General features: G+C 40.3%; 13 protein-coding genes. 5 read left to right on the top strand and 8 right to left on the bottom strand.

Features of this window, described 5'->3' with window-relative positions:
- Positions 1 to 4: 4 nt before the first annotated feature.
- Complete coding sequence (locus DXC10_RS13640; protein ID WP_101545622.1) at positions 5 to 877, bottom strand: glycosyltransferase family 2 protein; 873 nt, start codon at positions 875 to 877, stop codon at positions 5 to 7.
- A complete protein-coding gene (locus DXC10_RS13645; RefSeq protein ID WP_101545625.1) occupies positions 856 to 1944 on the bottom strand; it encodes a glycosyltransferase family 2 protein in 1089 nt (362 codons plus the stop codon). The genes DXC10_RS13640 and DXC10_RS13645 overlap by 22 nt, the downstream gene beginning before the upstream one ends.
- A 70-nt stretch (positions 1945 to 2014) precedes the next feature.
- On the opposite strand from DXC10_RS13645, the gene DXC10_RS13650 reads away from it, so the two are divergent.
- On the top strand, positions 2015 to 3547 hold the full coding sequence (locus DXC10_RS13650; RefSeq protein ID WP_101545628.1) for a lipopolysaccharide biosynthesis protein: 1533 nt from the start codon (positions 2015 to 2017) through the stop codon (positions 3545 to 3547).
- A 4-nt stretch (positions 3548 to 3551) separates the two neighbouring features.
- On the opposite strand, the gene DXC10_RS13655 is transcribed toward DXC10_RS13650, so the two are convergent.
- The 6 genes from DXC10_RS13655 to DXC10_RS13680 all read right to left on the bottom strand — a co-directional run bounded on the left by DXC10_RS13655 (position 3552) and on the right by DXC10_RS13680 (position 10137).
- Positions 3552 to 4424, bottom strand: coding sequence for an alpha-1,2-fucosyltransferase (locus DXC10_RS13655; protein ID WP_101545630.1), 873 nt, complete (start codon positions 4422 to 4424; stop codon positions 3552 to 3554).
- Between the two features lie 12 nt (positions 4425 to 4436).
- The gene (locus DXC10_RS13660; protein ID WP_158557866.1) at positions 4437 to 5477 is read right to left on the bottom strand and encodes a glycosyltransferase family 2 protein; all 1041 of its coding nucleotides are present in this window, start codon (positions 5475 to 5477) and stop codon (positions 4437 to 4439) included.
- Entirely contained in the window at positions 5474 to 6412 is a 939-nt protein-coding gene (locus DXC10_RS13665; protein ID WP_101545636.1) for a glycosyltransferase family 8 protein, read from the bottom strand. The genes DXC10_RS13660 and DXC10_RS13665 overlap by 4 nt, the downstream gene beginning before the upstream one ends.
- 157 nt (positions 6413 to 6569) lie before the next feature.
- The gene (locus DXC10_RS13670; RefSeq protein WP_101545639.1) at positions 6570 to 7751 is read right to left on the bottom strand and encodes a glycosyltransferase family 2 protein; all 1182 of its coding nucleotides are present in this window, start codon (positions 7749 to 7751) and stop codon (positions 6570 to 6572) included.
- 605 nt (positions 7752 to 8356) lie between these two features.
- Positions 8357 to 9025: a bifunctional 4-hydroxy-2-oxoglutarate aldolase/2-dehydro-3-deoxy-phosphogluconate aldolase gene (locus DXC10_RS13675; protein WP_101545643.1), complete on the bottom strand. Its 669-nt coding sequence runs from the start codon at positions 9023 to 9025 to the stop codon at positions 8357 to 8359.
- Positions 9026 to 9111: 86 nt separating this feature from the next.
- Positions 9112 to 10137: a sugar kinase gene (locus DXC10_RS13680; RefSeq protein WP_101545647.1), complete on the bottom strand. Its 1026-nt coding sequence runs from the start codon at positions 10135 to 10137 to the stop codon at positions 9112 to 9114.
- Between the two features lie 348 nt (positions 10138 to 10485).
- Here DXC10_RS13680 and DXC10_RS13685 point away from each other — a divergent pair, with 348 nt between their 5' ends.
- The 4 genes from DXC10_RS13685 to DXC10_RS13700 all read left to right on the top strand — a co-directional run bounded on the left by DXC10_RS13685 (position 10486) and on the right by DXC10_RS13700 (position 15207).
- Positions 10486 to 11568, top strand: a complete 1083-nt coding sequence (locus tag DXC10_RS13685) for a LacI family DNA-binding transcriptional regulator (RefSeq protein ID WP_101545650.1) — start codon at positions 10486 to 10488, stop codon at positions 11566 to 11568.
- Positions 11569 to 11594: 26 nt separating this feature from the next.
- Positions 11595 to 13085, top strand: a complete 1491-nt coding sequence (locus DXC10_RS13690; RefSeq protein WP_101545653.1) for a UxaA family hydrolase — start codon at positions 11595 to 11597, stop codon at positions 13083 to 13085.
- A 117-nt stretch (positions 13086 to 13202) separates the two neighbouring features.
- Positions 13203 to 14510, top strand: a complete 1308-nt coding sequence (locus tag DXC10_RS13695) for a Na+/H+ antiporter NhaC family protein (RefSeq protein ID WP_117738089.1) — start codon at positions 13203 to 13205, stop codon at positions 14508 to 14510.
- Between the two features lie 157 nt (positions 14511 to 14667).
- A complete protein-coding gene (locus DXC10_RS13700; RefSeq protein ID WP_117738090.1) occupies positions 14668 to 15207 on the top strand; it encodes a 30S ribosomal protein S16 in 540 nt (179 codons plus the stop codon).
- Positions 15208 to 15301: the final 94 nt, after the last annotated feature.

A 15301-nucleotide genomic window follows, 5' to 3' on the forward strand; every position in this document is an offset into this window, starting at 1 on the left:
ACCCTCAATAAATTTTAGCGAACAATCCAGCAAACGTACCTTTCCATATGGAAGAAATCATATTCCAATTGCCCTTGCCCACATAGTTCAGCATTTTATAGGGAGCAGATATTACAACGAGGTATAGGCAAGACAAAAAACAGGAAACACCTTTATTATTCCTTCTGGCGAATATGATACGACTCCGTGTCAGATAGTAGTTACGAAGAGGAGTCTTTGACTTTATGGTCATGCTCTCTTTGTGGTAAACATTCGACGAAGGTTCATAAAACAATTTATATCCCGCTTCACGAAAACGACGACTCCAATCGAATTCTTCATAGAAAAGGAAATATGTTTCAGCCATCAACCCCACTTTTTCGATAGCTTCCCGGCGAAACATCATGGCTCCTCCATGCAATACTTCAGTCGGCACAGGTCTGAGAAAATTTTCCCTACGTGCCGGATCAAACAGTTCGGTAGTGTGGCGTAGTGTAATGCGCGTCATATCATGATAACCATAATATTGTATCTGCCCCGGTTTATACAAGAAATGGATGCAGGGAGAAACCCCGGCATAATCTCCCTCTTGCAAGCTATGAACCAACGGTGCCAAAAAAGAAGATTTTATCAGCATATCATTGTTCAGAAAGAGAATATAATTTCCACTAGCATACCGATAGCCCAAATTATTTCCACCGGCAAACCCTAAATTCCTATCACTCGCCACAACTTGTATGTCTGGAAATGCATTACGCAAACGCTGTACATCATCTCCTTTTGACGCATTGTCCACCACAATTACTTCATAAGGATAAGTCTCGTATCGCTTTAGGGAATCTATCAATTCACAGGTATCCTGCCAGCCGTTATAGTTTATCGTAATAATTGAAACCACACCTCTCTACTTTTATTTTTTACCGGCCCTCTGAAAATAGGAACAAAACCTAACTTAAAAAGGAAACGCATATATATATCATAAACAGTAAAATAACGAAAGCGAAGAAGAATCTTTCCCAAACGGTCACTTTTACACACCGGATAATAACACCGGCACATTATTTCATAATTAGTAACTATCAGTTTCTTGAGATTATCCAATCGCATTTTTCCAGACACTTTTTTTCTATGATAGAATTGATAATCAGTCTTCAATGCTCTTTGAAAACATTTCATCATAGCATTGATGATATGAGGAATTACAGATGATGACAAATTGAAAACTGACATTAAAGCTTGTACACGCTTCTGGTATTCCATAAAGCAAAGATATTCCATTTCAAAAGGATGAAGCACAGCCGAAAGAGAAGATGGATACTTTACATATGCATAATCTTGCGCATTACCTATAACCAAAAAATCGGCATGCAACAAATAATCATACATAAAAAGAAGATCTTCACAAAAGGATATACGTTCATCGAAATGTATATCATAAGTTTCCAATAAACTCCTATTATAGAGTTTTGAAACAGAAAAACCACATTCTCCCAAATCAAACTTCTCAATCATCTTTCCGATATCGGCTCTATCAGTAGAAAACGTATATTGGAAAAACTTATCTTCACCCCATCTTTTCCCATCCGGACTATACGATTGAAAGCCTTGTACAACCAATCCGCTCCTATCATCTTTGGGAACAAGCTCTAAAAGATGTAACAAATAATCAGGCATTACCCAATCATCCGCATCAACAAATACAACGTATTTTCCTTGGGAACATGCTATTCCTTTATTACGAGCCGCACTAACCCCCAAATTATACTGATGAATGGCTTTTATTCTTTTATCTTTTTTACACCATTCATCGCACAGTTTTCCGGAAGCATCCATACTTCCGTCGTTCACCAATATAAGCTCAAAATCCATAAAAGACTGTTTCAAAACACTTTCAACGCATCTTGAGAGTAAATCTTCTTTATTAAATATCGGAATAATAACTGATATTAAAGGAAAATCATCCATACATAAGTCTTTTAATCATACAAAGATACGATAAATTGTATACCTTTGTAGCATTAAGAAATAAAAAACTATGCCGCAAGAGTCACGTGTAAAAAAATCTCTTCTAAATGCCCGGATTAACCTGATATTCTATTTCTTAAGCCTGGTATTCGCTTTCTTCTCCAGAAAGACCTATCTTGACATGCTAGGAGATGACTTCATGGGACTTACAGGAACATTACAAAACTTATTAAGCTTCCTCAATCTGGCAGAGTTAGGAATAGGAAGTGCTATCGGATATGTGCTTTACAAACCTCTATATACCCAAAACCATGAAAAAATCAATGAGATAATATCTGTATTCGGATATATTTATCGCCAAATAGGATTTATCATCCTTGGTGGCGGTATTATTATGGGAGGATGTCTACCCTTCATTTTTCCAAACTCAATCTTTCCACTTGGAGTTACTTTCTTTGCATTCTCTTCTTATTTATTTACTTCACTCATCAGTTACTTCATCAACTATAAACAGACCTTACTTAGCGCCGATCAAAAAAATTATGTAGTAACCGCTTATTTTCAAAGCGCTGTTTTGATAAAAACCATCCTTCAAATAGCATGCGCTTACTATACAAGAAATTTCTACTTATGGATATCCATGGAAGTTTTATTAGGTATAACCTACTCTCTTATTTTGAACTGGAAAATCAAACAAGTGTATCCATGGCTAAAGAGTGAAATACGGTTAGGAAGAAAAATCTTCCGAAAATATCCGGAAGTAATAACCTATACAAAACAAATTTTTATCCACAAGATGGGTAGCTTTGTACAATCTCAAACCGTACCTTTTCTAATCTATGCATTCGTTTCGTTAAAAATTGTCGCCTTTTACGGTAACTACACCATTATTGTGGACAAAGTAGCACAATTTGTCAATAATCTATTGGGAAGTACCAGCGCAGGAGTAGGAAATCTCATTGCAGAGGGTAATACACAAAAAATAAAGCAAGTCTTTTGGGAATTATTAGGAATCCGTTTTTTTATAGCAGGGATCATCTCTTTTGCACTATTTCATCTCACAGAACCTTTTATATCCCTATGGATAGGCAAAGAATACATATTATCTACCCATATACTCTTTTTAATAATCCTCAATACTTTCATTGGATACACCCGGGGAGCAACTGATCAATTTCTCTATGGATATGGATTATTCTCGGACACATGGGCACCCATAACAGAGATTTGTATAAATCTTACTGTCGCCATTATAGGTGGCTATTTATGGGGGTTACCCGGAGTATTGTTAGGAGGTATAACCAGCTTAATTATCATTATAACTTTTTGGAAACCTTATTTTTTATTCAAAGCGGGATTTAAAACTTCTATCTGGATATATTGGTGGAAATATCTTACTCATTTATTCCTAATCTTATTGCCCGGTTTCGCCTGTCATATAATTATCCTACCTAAATATTTCCGTCCGGAAACGTCATTCTTACAATGGATTTTGTATGCCGTATGTATCTGTATAACATATGCTCTACTGACTTATCTCCTTCTCTACCTTTTTACACAAGGTATACGTGATTTTACACATAGGATCATTAAAAGGAAATAGACTACTACAGTCTTATCCATTCATCGGGAACTACATCATCGTGTTCAAAGTAATACCACCATTTACGAGGAGCTATCACTTTCTTATCAGGATTGGCATTCAAAAATGCTCCCCACCAACTAAATGTAGAATTGGCAATTATATTATGAGAGCATCTGCTCATCAGAAACATGTCTTGCCAGGAGTTGCTGTCTCGGTTTCCGTCTACAAAAACAATATTATCAGCTTTCAGATATTGTCGGACATATTCTATATCATCTGAAAATACAAAAAATACAGGTTTCTCCATATGCTCCTCCATATAAGAGACAGCACGCTGATAATAATCCATTGGACAACACAGTAATAAACCATCGTATTTTCCCGAAGCATAGTCTCCTCTACGTACATGTATACTCACACTATTTTTATATTCACTTATCCTCTTCAACATGGCCACCGAATAGGATGACATCATCTTCTCGTCGAAAGTAAAAGTTTTCAGTATTTCCGGTACAACGTGAGCAAAGTATTTTGGGCTTTGCCAAGTACCACGAAACAAACAATTTTCACCTTTATGTTCAAAAACATCCTCGTAATAGATGAAATTTTCTTTAGGACGGATTTCTCTAAACGGATATGTTATCAGCTTATAATGCGGTAATCCAGCTGCCCCTAGAAATTCTACGAAATGTACATAAATTTTCTGAAAAAAATTCAACCCTTCATAAGGTTTAACCTTAAACAGTTTTTCCAATTCGTAGCCTTGATGATCAAACCTTGATCTCTTATGAACAAAGAAACAACATCCTTCTTTGCTCCTGAAACGCAACTCGCAGAGAAATGCATATTGAAACATCACATTTCCTAATCCCCACGCAGGTATCACAATCTTCATAACATTATCTCTTTAAAACGGAGGACAAAACATTTTCTTAACTTTCAACCGAAACAAAAGAGTAAATAATCTGTCGTATATCCACACATAATTACTTTTTAATAAGAAACGTCCTAATTTATCTATCAAATAAGCCGGTATATAGTAGGAAGTCATATAGTCTAAAGAAACTGCCCTCAATAGTTTTAGATGTTCTCTTCTCTCAGTTCCAGAAACACTACTTAATACATGATAATCTGCTTTCAGCGCTCTACAAAGAGGTAAATATAATGCCTGAAACGGTGCTTCTATTTCACGGCTATTCAACCTATATTTCTTCGACAAACTGTTTATCATTTTATCGCACAGAACAAACGCATTGTATTCTGAATAAAAAGAACTTACTTTTCGAGATAACGTTCCAGCCCGAAGAATATAATGGTAATCTACACAATCACCTACAACAATATAATTACTATGTAATATAGAGTTCAATATGAACAATACATCTTCGAAATAACTGAGTTGAGGTTCAAACCGTAAATGATGTTCATTCAGAAAACTACGACTAAATAATTTAGCCCATGGACTAAACATTCCACCAAATTCTTTACTTTTGAGAAGAATTTTTATTTCCTCATTAAAATAACACCGGAACATGAAGTGCTTATTTTCTATATTTAGTCCGTTCCCATCGTTTTTTTCATACCCTTGCACAACAAAACCGTCTTCATTCCTTCCATCTGGTAATAATTGATATAAATGTAACAGATAATCGGGCTCTACATAATCATCAGGGTCACAAAATACGATATACCTTCCCTGTGCCTGCTCTATTCCTTCATTACGTGCAGAACTGACGCCTCCATTCTTCTTATGGAATACGCGAATACGCTTATCCCGTATCCCCCAAACATCACATAACTCCGGAGTACCATCGGTACTTCCGTCATCTATCAACAAAAGTTCAAAATCTGTAAAAGTCTGTCTCTGAAACGAATACAAGCAACCAGACAAGTATTTCTCTTGATTATATATGGGAAAGACAACTGATATTTCAGGCATGGTATTCATAACTCTAAATTTCGATAACCATTCTTCAACAAGCCAAGAGAAATTCTTATAGTATGTATTCTCCATTTCGCACGTTTCCATATTGAAGCCTTTGGTTTGAAACTTCTCCATGGAGAGAGTCGCAAATATTTATAGTATTCAAAGCACAATGGATTGTCACATGGGTATATCCATGGTTTCCAAGCACATGTATAGTGTATAATCACCCGTTCCTCTATTTCTTTGTCTATCTCTTTTAATAATTCTGGAGTATAATAAGGAAAAGGACGCATCAACGTATTCATCACATTCCAACGATAAGGAAGACGTAACCAACATTTATGAAACAGCAAGTTTAGTATATCTTGATCGTGCCATAGTAAAATATCCGACTTTGTTTCCGTTATCCGTAAGGCCTTCCCAAAAACATCCACTTTACGCCAATAATCTAAATTGATAAGTAATGTTCCTGAATTAAAATATCCATCACCGACAGGCAAAGATAGACGACTAAAAGTCTCAGGAGTGAAAAACAAATTATCCATCACCGCTGCAACAGCTTTTCCATTCATGTCAACATCCCATAAAGGACGGAGCAAGCCGGTTACAATCATATCACAATCTAAATACAATATACGAGATATCTCTTCCGGAAGTAACTCCACTAACATTAAACGGTAATATGCCGCAATAGATATATGGTCTCTAGTTCGTAACGGAAATTCTTTAAAGAGGATCTTATCCATCTCGTAAAAAATCAGGCGTTGTCCATATTGCAGATCTACAATTTGGGATAATAACCGTTTATTTTTATCCGAAATATTATCTGTCATCAGATGGATAAGCATAGTTTCTTCCCTATTATTCTCAAATATAGAGACAAGCAATACACCCAAATGCTGAACATATGCATCATCCGAAGCTAAAACGATATGAATAGTATCTGCTTTTGACATTTCGCCCTATTTTTCCTGTAAATATATACTATTTCCAAGATATTTCCAACTTACGGTCAAGTTTTCAATATTCAACGTCTCCGTTTTTCTCTTATTGAATTACTCCCACCAATGACGAACCTCAGCAAGTATAAAACGTAGATCATTGTTATATCTGTTATTTCGAATTCCCGGTTTCTATGCCGTGTGACGTATGAATGAAGTTTTTATTCGCTCCTTTCAACTTAAACACATTGGTTACCATCAGCAGGAATGTATAGGGCAACGACCTGATGGCCATTGCCAGGCGGCTGGTACAATATCTGCGGGGAACGGCTACAAGCAATGCCGTAACAAGTAGAATAAACATCATCCACCACTTCAGGCTCCAAACCCAGTTATAGAAAGTAAGGAAAAGGGTAAAGATGGAGGTGAAACCTAATAACAGCAGACGGGGAATACAAAATTGCTGGAACATCTTGTCACAGAAATCCCAATTCCGCTTATAGATGGCTTTCCATAGATATTTGGCAAATGCCATACAGTAGTGCCACTGTGCCGACAACCAACGACGCCGCTGGCGGGAAAAATCATCAGAGTTCTGTATCTTTTCATCAAATACGTATGTCTCGGGCAGGTAATGAAAATATTTACCTTGATAGAGAAGGGTCAGTTCCAATTCGCGGTCAAAACCGCCTACGGCTTTGACGTTCGCCATGGTCTCACGGAACAAATCGTAGCAGAAGGCCATGCCCGAACCAATGAGGGCGGCGGACATACCCAGCTTGACATGTCCCAAACGGAAAATTGTGTTATTGATTTCTTCGCTGATGGCATCGAGCAGAGCCATGTCGCTGTTGATGTTCTTTGCCATGCGATGGGTTTGCACTATCTCTACACCGGGACGAGCATAGAGGTCGTTGACGTCGTTCAGATAATCGTAGGGAATGACGTTGTCGGCATCAAGTACCAGGGCTATGTCATAATCATCACCGAGAGCTGCCATCGCAGCATTCAAGGCTTTTGACTTGGTACTTTTTTCAAAGTGAACCTCTATCAGGCGAATGGGAAGGACGGAAAGAGATGCATTGGTTTCGGGTTTCATACTGTCGGATATGACCACCGTATCGAAACAGTCTGACGGATAATCCTGGTCTATACAGGAATGCACGCATTCGTGTATCACGGCATCTTCTTTATAGGCGGGAATGAGTATGGCAAAACGCTTATGTGCTTTTGCCGGAACCGGCTTGTCAAGCTTTCGGCGAAGGGAAGCCAAACTATAAACCAGAAGGTAACACACGTTTATCGCAAACAGTACATATAGTATCCAGTCTAATATGTGAAATATATATCCCAATTCGATGTAGTTTTATACAAGGTTAAACAAACAGCCATCCTTGCTGCTATACCAGGCAAAGATACGAAAAAGAAAACACGTTTGAATAAAATATATAAAAAAGAGAAAGGAATAAACAAAAAAACGAGCAAACTCTTTCGAGTCCCTCGCCCCCTGTAAGAAAAGCCTTAAAGGCTTTTCTTTTTAAATCGTCATCAAATTGTTACCCAAAAATCAATCTTTCTTTTTACCTCTAAAAAATAAACTTCAATTACCTATCCGAAAACTATAAATGTTCAACTTTTTACCTTTACTTGTATACCTAATTTCCAATCTAAAAAAATTCAACTTATGAAAATCAAATTCAATCTTTTTACCTCTTAACTAACTACCTATTTCTTATTGAAAACTATTAAATCAAAGCAGTTTCCCAACTGCATTACAAAGGTAAGTGTTTTTTTCGTGCGCGCAAACGGTATAGGATAAAACCGTATGTTTTATAACATTGTTTTAGATTTCAAGGAGTGCTTTTACACTTATAAACAAAAAACAAGCCACCGAAGCACCGTAGCACTTCGATGGCTGTCCCCTTTAAACACCTTTAAACAAAATGAAATTATGTATGATTACTTTCTTGCTTCGGCAATGTAGCCCAAAGCTTCTTTACATTTTTCGGTAACGTAAGCCCAATCTTCAGCGGCAACTTTATCTTTCGGGAAGAGTTTTGATCCCATCCCTACACAGAATACGCCGGCTTTGACCCAAGAGGTCAGGTTTTCTTGTGTGGGTTCTACACCACCGGTTACCATCAGCTTAGACCAAGGCATCGGAGCCAACAGTCCTTTCACTAATTTAGCACCGAGTACGTCGCCCGGGAAGATCTTGCAAAGATCGCAACCTACTTCTTGAGCGAAACCTACTTCTGAAACGCTTCCGCATCCCGGAGTGTAGGCAACCAAACGACGGTTGCAGATTTTAGCTATTTCGGGGTTGAACAACGGACCTACGATGAAGCATGCGCCCAACTGGAGGTACAGGGCTGCCGTGGCAGGATCCACAATAGAACCTACACCCATTGCCATTTCCGGACATTCTTTTGCGGCGAACTTCACAACTTCTGCAAATACTTCGTGGGCAAAATCACCACGGTTAGTAAATTCGAATGCGCGAACACCACCATCATAACAAGCTTTTACCACTTTCTTTGCTATTTCTGCATCTTTATGGTAGAATACAGGAACCATACCGGTTGAACCAATTTTGTTCAGAACGGAGATTTTATCAAATTTTGCCATCTTCTTTTTTACTATTTATTCCCTATGGCCATGACACATCTTTTATCTTTGAACACATAGGTAGGTTGACAGTTTATAATTTTTTCTTAGCGTTGTACACGTCCACTCGCATCACCACCTGCCAAAGCTTCCACTTCTTCTACGGAAACAAGGTTAAAGTCACCGTTGATAGTATGCTTCAGTGCAGAAGCCGCAACTGCAAATTCGAGAGCAGCACCTTGGTTAGGTTTCGTCAACAGACCGTGGATAATACCACCAGAGAAGGAGTCACCGCCACCTACACGGTCGATAATCGGGTTGATATCGTAACGCTTTGATTCGTAGAATTCCTCACCGTTATAGATCATTGCTTTCCAACCGTTGTGAGTGGCGGAGAATGATTCACGCAAAGTAGAGATTACATATTTGAAACCAAATTCTTTAGCCATAGCTTTGAAAATACCTTTGTAGCCTTCAGCATCTGTCTTACCACCTTCTACATCAGCATCGGGTTTAAAACCGAGACAGAGTTCGGCGTCTTCTTCGTTGCCGATGCAAACGTCTACGAATTGCATCAACGGTTTCATAATGGACTGGGCTTTTTCTTTTGTCCAGAGTTTCTTACGGAAATTAAGGTCTACAGATACCGTAACACCATGACGCTTAGCAGCCTCACAAGCCAGACGGGTCAATTCTGCCGCTTTGTCGGAAATAGCCGGGGTGATACCTGACCAGTGGAACCAGTCGGCACCTTCCATGATAGCATCGAAATCGAAATCAGAAGGATCAGCTTCAGCGATTGAAGAATGCGCACGGTCATAGATAACCTTGCTGGGACGCATAGATGCACCGGTTTCCAGATAATAGATACCTACACGATCGCCACCACGTGCGATAAAGTCTGTCTTTACACCATATTTACGCAATGCGTTGACTGCAGACTGACCGATTTCATGTTTCGGCAACTTTGTTACAAAGTAAGCTTCATGACCGTAGTTGGCACAGCTGACAGCAACATTGGCTTCACCACCGCCATATACCACATCAAAAGAATCGGACTGTACGAAACGAGTGTTTCCCGGAGTGGACAGTCTCAACATAATCTCACCTAATGTAACGACTTTCTTTCCCATAATTCTATATTTTTATTTAATATGTGATTAATTTATTCCTTTCAATTTGTCATTTCCGCCCCTAAACCGGAGCTAAACATCTGATACTATGGAGAGTAAACTTGAAACAGGTTTGTTCTTCATAGCTTTCGTGTGCGGGCACAAAGATACAACAATTTTCGTAATTACAAAAATTGTTATATATTTGTATCGATAATATTAAGATTATTATTGTGTGCGAGCACAAAAAACATTTACTATTTGATGATTTGCTATTGACCCTGCGGCATATCCGTCTCCAATCTGTAAATCTAAATACGAAAACATTCAAATAGTAAATCGCAAGTCGTCAACATACTAAATAAGAAGATGGAAAGGATTCGAATTAAAGACATCGCCAAGATGGCGGATGTGTCGGTAGGAACTGTAGACCGCGTCATCCACGGACGAAGCGGAGTATCCGAAGCCAGCAAGAAAAGAGTGGAGGAAATCCTGAAGCAATTGAATTACCAGCCTAACATGTATGCCAGCGCTTTGGCTACCAACAAGAAATATGCTTTCGCATGCTTGTTGCCGCAACATGAGAAGGGTGAATATTGGACGGATGTAGAGAATGGAATACAGGATGCACTGACTACTTATTCGGATTTCAACATTACGGTGGAGCTCTCTTATTACGACCCGTACGATTACCGTTCGTTTGCCGAAGCAGCACGTACCATCCTGACACAAGAGCCCGACGGAGTGCTGTTTGCCCCTACCGCACCGCAATATACCACTCCTTTTACGAACGAGCTGGAATCGCATTCCATACCTTATATATATATAGACTCGAATATCAAAGAAGCCCCCGCCCTCTCCTTCTTCGGCCAAAACTCACACCAAAGCGGCTATTTCGCCGCACGAATGTTGATGTTGCTTGCCGGTGAAGATGCACAGGAAGTGGTGATTTTCCGCAAGATAAACGAAGGTATCGTGGGATCTAACCAACAGGAACGCCGGGAGATCGGTTTCAGGGAGTACATGCAAGGGCATCATCCCGACTGCCATATCTGGGAATTGGATTTACATGCAAAGCGCGATAGCGAGGACTCGCAGATGCTGAATGAGTTCTTTCAGGCTCATCCGAACGTAAAAAACGGGATTACATTCAATTCTAAAGCATATATCATAGGGGAATATTTGCTGAAACAACAAAAAACGGATTTCAACCTTATGGGGTATGATTTGTTACAACGGAATGTGGCTTGCCTACAACAGGGAAGTATCTTCTTCCTGATTGCCCAGCAACCTACGTTACAAGGATTTGATGGAATAAAGGCGCTATGTGACCATCTGATTTTAAAGAAAGAGGTGGCCAGAGAAAACTTCATGCCGATTGATTTGTTGACAAAGGAGAATATCGAATTTTACTATAACCAGCGTAACGCCGGAACAAGGCTTTTAATTTAAAGAAATAATCAATTAATAACATAATAATGAAGACGAAATACCTTAAAATCAATCCTGCGGATAATGTTGCAGTAGCTATCGTGGCACTGCCGGCAGGCGAAAAACTCACAGTGGACGGAAAGGAAATCGTTTTGAACGAGGATGTGCCTGCCGGACATAAATTCGCGCTGAAAGATTTTGCAGAAGGCGAAAATGTAGTAAAATACGGATATCCGATCGGACATGCACGTATGGCAAAGAAACAGGGGGATTGGATAAATGAAAATAACATCAAGACAAACCTTGCCGGACTGTTAGAATATTCGTATAACCCGACGGAAGTATCGCTGAATATACCGAAGAAAGATTTGACATTCAAAGGATATCGCCGTAAGAACGGTGATGTGGGAGTGCGCAATGAAATCTGGATCATTCCTACCGTAGGTTGCGTAAACGGTATCATCAACCAACTTGCCGAAGGATTGCGTCGTGAGACAGGTGGCAAAGGGGTGGATGCTATTATGGCTTATCCGCATAATTATGGTTGCTCGCAACTGGGTGACGACCATGAAAATACTAAGAAAATATTGCGTGACATGGTATTGCATCCCAATGCCGGTGGAGTACTTGTGGTAAGCTTGGGTTGTGAAAACAATCAGCCTGACGTATTCCGCGAGTTTCTGGGTGATTATGACTCTGACCGTGTGAAATTTATGGTAACACAAAAGGTGGAGGACGAATATGAAGAAGGAATGAAGTTGCTGCGTGAACTTTATGAGAAGGCAAGCCAGGACAAACGTGTGGAGGTGCCGTTGAGTGAGTTGCGCGTAGGATTGAAATGCGGTGGCTCCGACGGTTTCTCGGGTATTACCGCCAATCCGCTGCTGGGGATGTTTTCTGACTTCCTGGTTGCTCAGGGAGGAACGAGCGTGCTGACAGAAGTACCGGAAATGTTTGGTGCAGAGACTATCCTGATGAACCGTTGCCGCAACAAAGAGTTGTTTAACGAAACGGTGAAACTGATTAACGACTTCAAGGAATATTTCCTCTCCCACGGTGAACCGGTAGGCGAAAATCCTTCTCCGGGTAACAAGGCAGGAGGTATCTCGACCCTGGAAGATAAAGCGTTGGGATGTACGCAGAAATGTGGCAAGAGTTATGTGGAAGGGGTATTGCCTTATGGCGAACGCCTGAAGGTAAAAGGTCTAAATCTGCTTTCCGCTCCGGGCAATGACCTGGTGGCTGCTACGGCGCTTGCTTCATGTGGATGCCATATGGTATTGTTTACTACCGGACGCGGAACGCCTTTTGGAACGTACGTGCCGACTATGAAAATTTCTACAAATTCTACCCTCGCCAAGAATAAACCGGGATGGATTGATTTCAATGCGGGAGTCATCCTTGAGGACGAACCGATGGAGAAGACATGCCAACGGTTCATTGAGTATGTGATCCGGGTGGCAAGCGGTGAGTTTGTGAATAACGAGAAAAAGGGATATAAAGAAATCGCTATCTTCAAAACAGGAGTTACGCTGTAGAAAGAAGTTAAAGAGACAGAGGCAAATAGCTAATTATAATAAGAGCGACGCAGAACCATTTTGTGTCGCTCTTCGTTTTTTTATAACTTTGCAGCGAACTTATAAATAATCTTTTATATGTCTACAAATATAAATACAGAGACCACCTCAAGACACAAAGGAGGCTGGTGGTCATTGAGCCCACTGGTAGTATTCCTTTGTCTTTACCTGGTGACATCACTGCTTGTCAACGATTTCTATAAAGTACCTATTACGGTAGCGTTCCTGCTTTCTTCCTGCTATGCTATCGCCATCACCAGAGGATTGAAACTGGAGCAACGTATTTACCAGTTTTCGGTAGGTGCCGGAAATAAGAATATATTGCTGATGATCTGGATTTTCGTCCTTGCCGGCGCCTTTGCACAAAGTGCTAAACAGATGGGAGCCATTGATGCCACTGTAAACCTTACGCTACATATCCTGCCGGACAACCTGTTGTTGGCAGGCATTTTTATTGCCGCCTGTTTTATCTCGCTTTCCATAGGGACGAGTGTAGGAACAATCGTGGCTCTTACGCCGGTAGCCGTGGGACTGGCGGAAAAGACCGGCATCGACCTTCCTTACATAGTGGCAATCGTCGTAGGAGGATCATTTTTCGGAGATAACCTTTCGTTTATTTCAGACACGACGATCGCATCCACCAAGACGCAGAATTGCGTGATGAGAGACAAATTCAAGGTGAACTTTATGATCGTAGTACCGGCGGCACTTATCGTATTGGGCATCTACATCTTCCGGGGATTTTCCTTATCGGCTTCACCGCAAATACAGGAAATAGAATGGATGAAAGTAATTCCCTACCTCATCGTACTGGGTACCGCGATAGCGGGAGTCAATGTGATGGTGGTTTTGCTGCTCGGTATCATCTCCACAGGAATTATCGGATTATGTACGGGGATGGACCTCTTCAACTGGTTCGGAGCGATGGGAACGGGCATCACAGGAATGGGCGAGCTCATCATTATCACCCTGTTGGCGGGCGGTATGCTCGAGACAATCCGTTATAACGGAGGAATAGATTTCATTATATCACGTCTGACACGGCACGTCAAAGGTAAACGCGGAGCAGAATTCAGTATTGCGGTATTGGTAAGCATAGCCAATCTCTGCACCGCCAACAATACAATCGCCATCATCACCACAGGACCTATTGCCAAGGACATCGCCCTACGTTTTCATCTGGACCGCAGAAAAACAGCGAGCATACTGGATACATTTTCCTGCCTGATACAGGGCATCATTCCATACGGAGCACAGATGCTGATAGCGGCAGGACTAGCAAGCATATCGCCACTGAGCATTATCGGCAACCTGTACTATCCTTTCTGTATGGGTACATTCGCCATATTGGCTATATTGATAAGGTATCCGAAAAGATACTCTTGAAAATGAAGTATTGATAATAAACGTTGGGTGATAATAGGTTATCCGAAAAATAATTCATCGTTTATAATTCATAATTCATAAATATTCCGTACCTTTGCACCCGCTATTACGAGATAGTAGCATAATTCAAATCATTAACTAAAAACATTTTAATTAAATGGCAACAAAAATCAGATTGCAAAGACATGGACGTAAAAGCTACGCTTTCTACTCTATCGTAATTGCAGACGTAAGAGCGCCACGTGATGGTAAATTTATTGAGAAGATTGGTACTTACAATCCCAACACCAATCCCGCCACAGTAGATTTGAAGTTCGACCGCGCACTTGACTGGGTATTGAAAGGTGCACAACCTACCGATACTGTCCGCAACATCCTTTCCCGTGAAGGTGTTTACATGAAGAAGCACCTCCTTGGTGGTGTAGCTAAAGGTGCATTCGGCGAAGCAGAAGCAGAAGCTAAATTCGAAGCTTGGAAAAACAACAAACAAAGTGGTTTGGCTGCTTTGAAGGTTAAAGAAGAAGAAGCCAAAAAAGCTGAAGCAAAAGCACGTCTCGAAGCCGAAAAGAAAGTAAATGAAGTAAAAGCTAAAGCATTGGCCGAAAAGAAAGCTGCTGAAGAAGCTGCTAAGGCTGCTGCTGAAGCACCGGTTGAAGAAGCAACTGAAGCTCCAGCTGAAGAAGCTCCCGCTGAATAAAAAAGCACAGCATCCCTATAAAAATGGGACAACAAAACATAAAATCCTCTCCGGTTATGCCGGAGGGGATTTTTTATTATTATCTTTGTCCCCT

It is taken from the genome of Bacteroides sp. OM08-11 (assembly GCF_003438665.1).
GTDB lineage: Bacteria > Bacteroidota > Bacteroidia > Bacteroidales > Bacteroidaceae > Bacteroides > Bacteroides cutis.

What these genes read in the sequence shown, in the direction of transcription:
- DXC10_RS13650 (WP_101545628.1), top strand. Translation starts at nt 2,015, where the DNA reads ATGCCGCAAGAGTCACGTGTAAAAAAATCTCTTCTAAATGCCCGGATT.
- DXC10_RS13680 (WP_101545647.1), bottom strand. Translation starts at nt 10,137, where the DNA reads ATGGGAAAGAAAGTCGTTACATTAGGTGAGATTATGTTGAGACTGTCC.
- DXC10_RS13690 (WP_101545653.1), top strand. Translation starts at nt 11,595, where the DNA reads ATGAAGACGAAATACCTTAAAATCAATCCTGCGGATAATGTTGCAGTA.
- DXC10_RS13685 (WP_101545650.1), top strand. Translation starts at nt 10,486, where the DNA reads ATGGAAAGGATTCGAATTAAAGACATCGCCAAGATGGCGGATGTGTCG.
- DXC10_RS13645 (WP_101545625.1), bottom strand. Translation starts at nt 1,944, where the DNA reads ATGGATGATTTTCCTTTAATATCAGTTATTATTCCGATATTTAATAAA.
- DXC10_RS13660 (WP_158557866.1), bottom strand. Translation starts at nt 5,477, where the DNA reads ATGAATACCATGCCTGAAATATCAGTTGTCTTTCCCATATATAATCAA.
- DXC10_RS13665 (WP_101545636.1), bottom strand. Translation starts at nt 6,412, where the DNA reads ATGTCAAAAGCAGATACTATTCATATCGTTTTAGCTTCGGATGATGCA.
- DXC10_RS13655 (WP_101545630.1), bottom strand. Translation starts at nt 4,424, where the DNA reads ATGAAGATTGTGATACCTGCGTGGGGATTAGGAAATGTGATGTTTCAA.
- DXC10_RS13695 (WP_117738089.1), top strand. Translation starts at nt 13,203, where the DNA reads ATGTCTACAAATATAAATACAGAGACCACCTCAAGACACAAAGGAGGC.
- DXC10_RS13675 (WP_101545643.1), bottom strand. Translation starts at nt 9,025, where the DNA reads ATGGCAAAATTTGATAAAATCTCCGTTCTGAACAAAATTGGTTCAACC.
- DXC10_RS13700 (WP_117738090.1), top strand. Translation starts at nt 14,668, where the DNA reads ATGGCAACAAAAATCAGATTGCAAAGACATGGACGTAAAAGCTACGCT.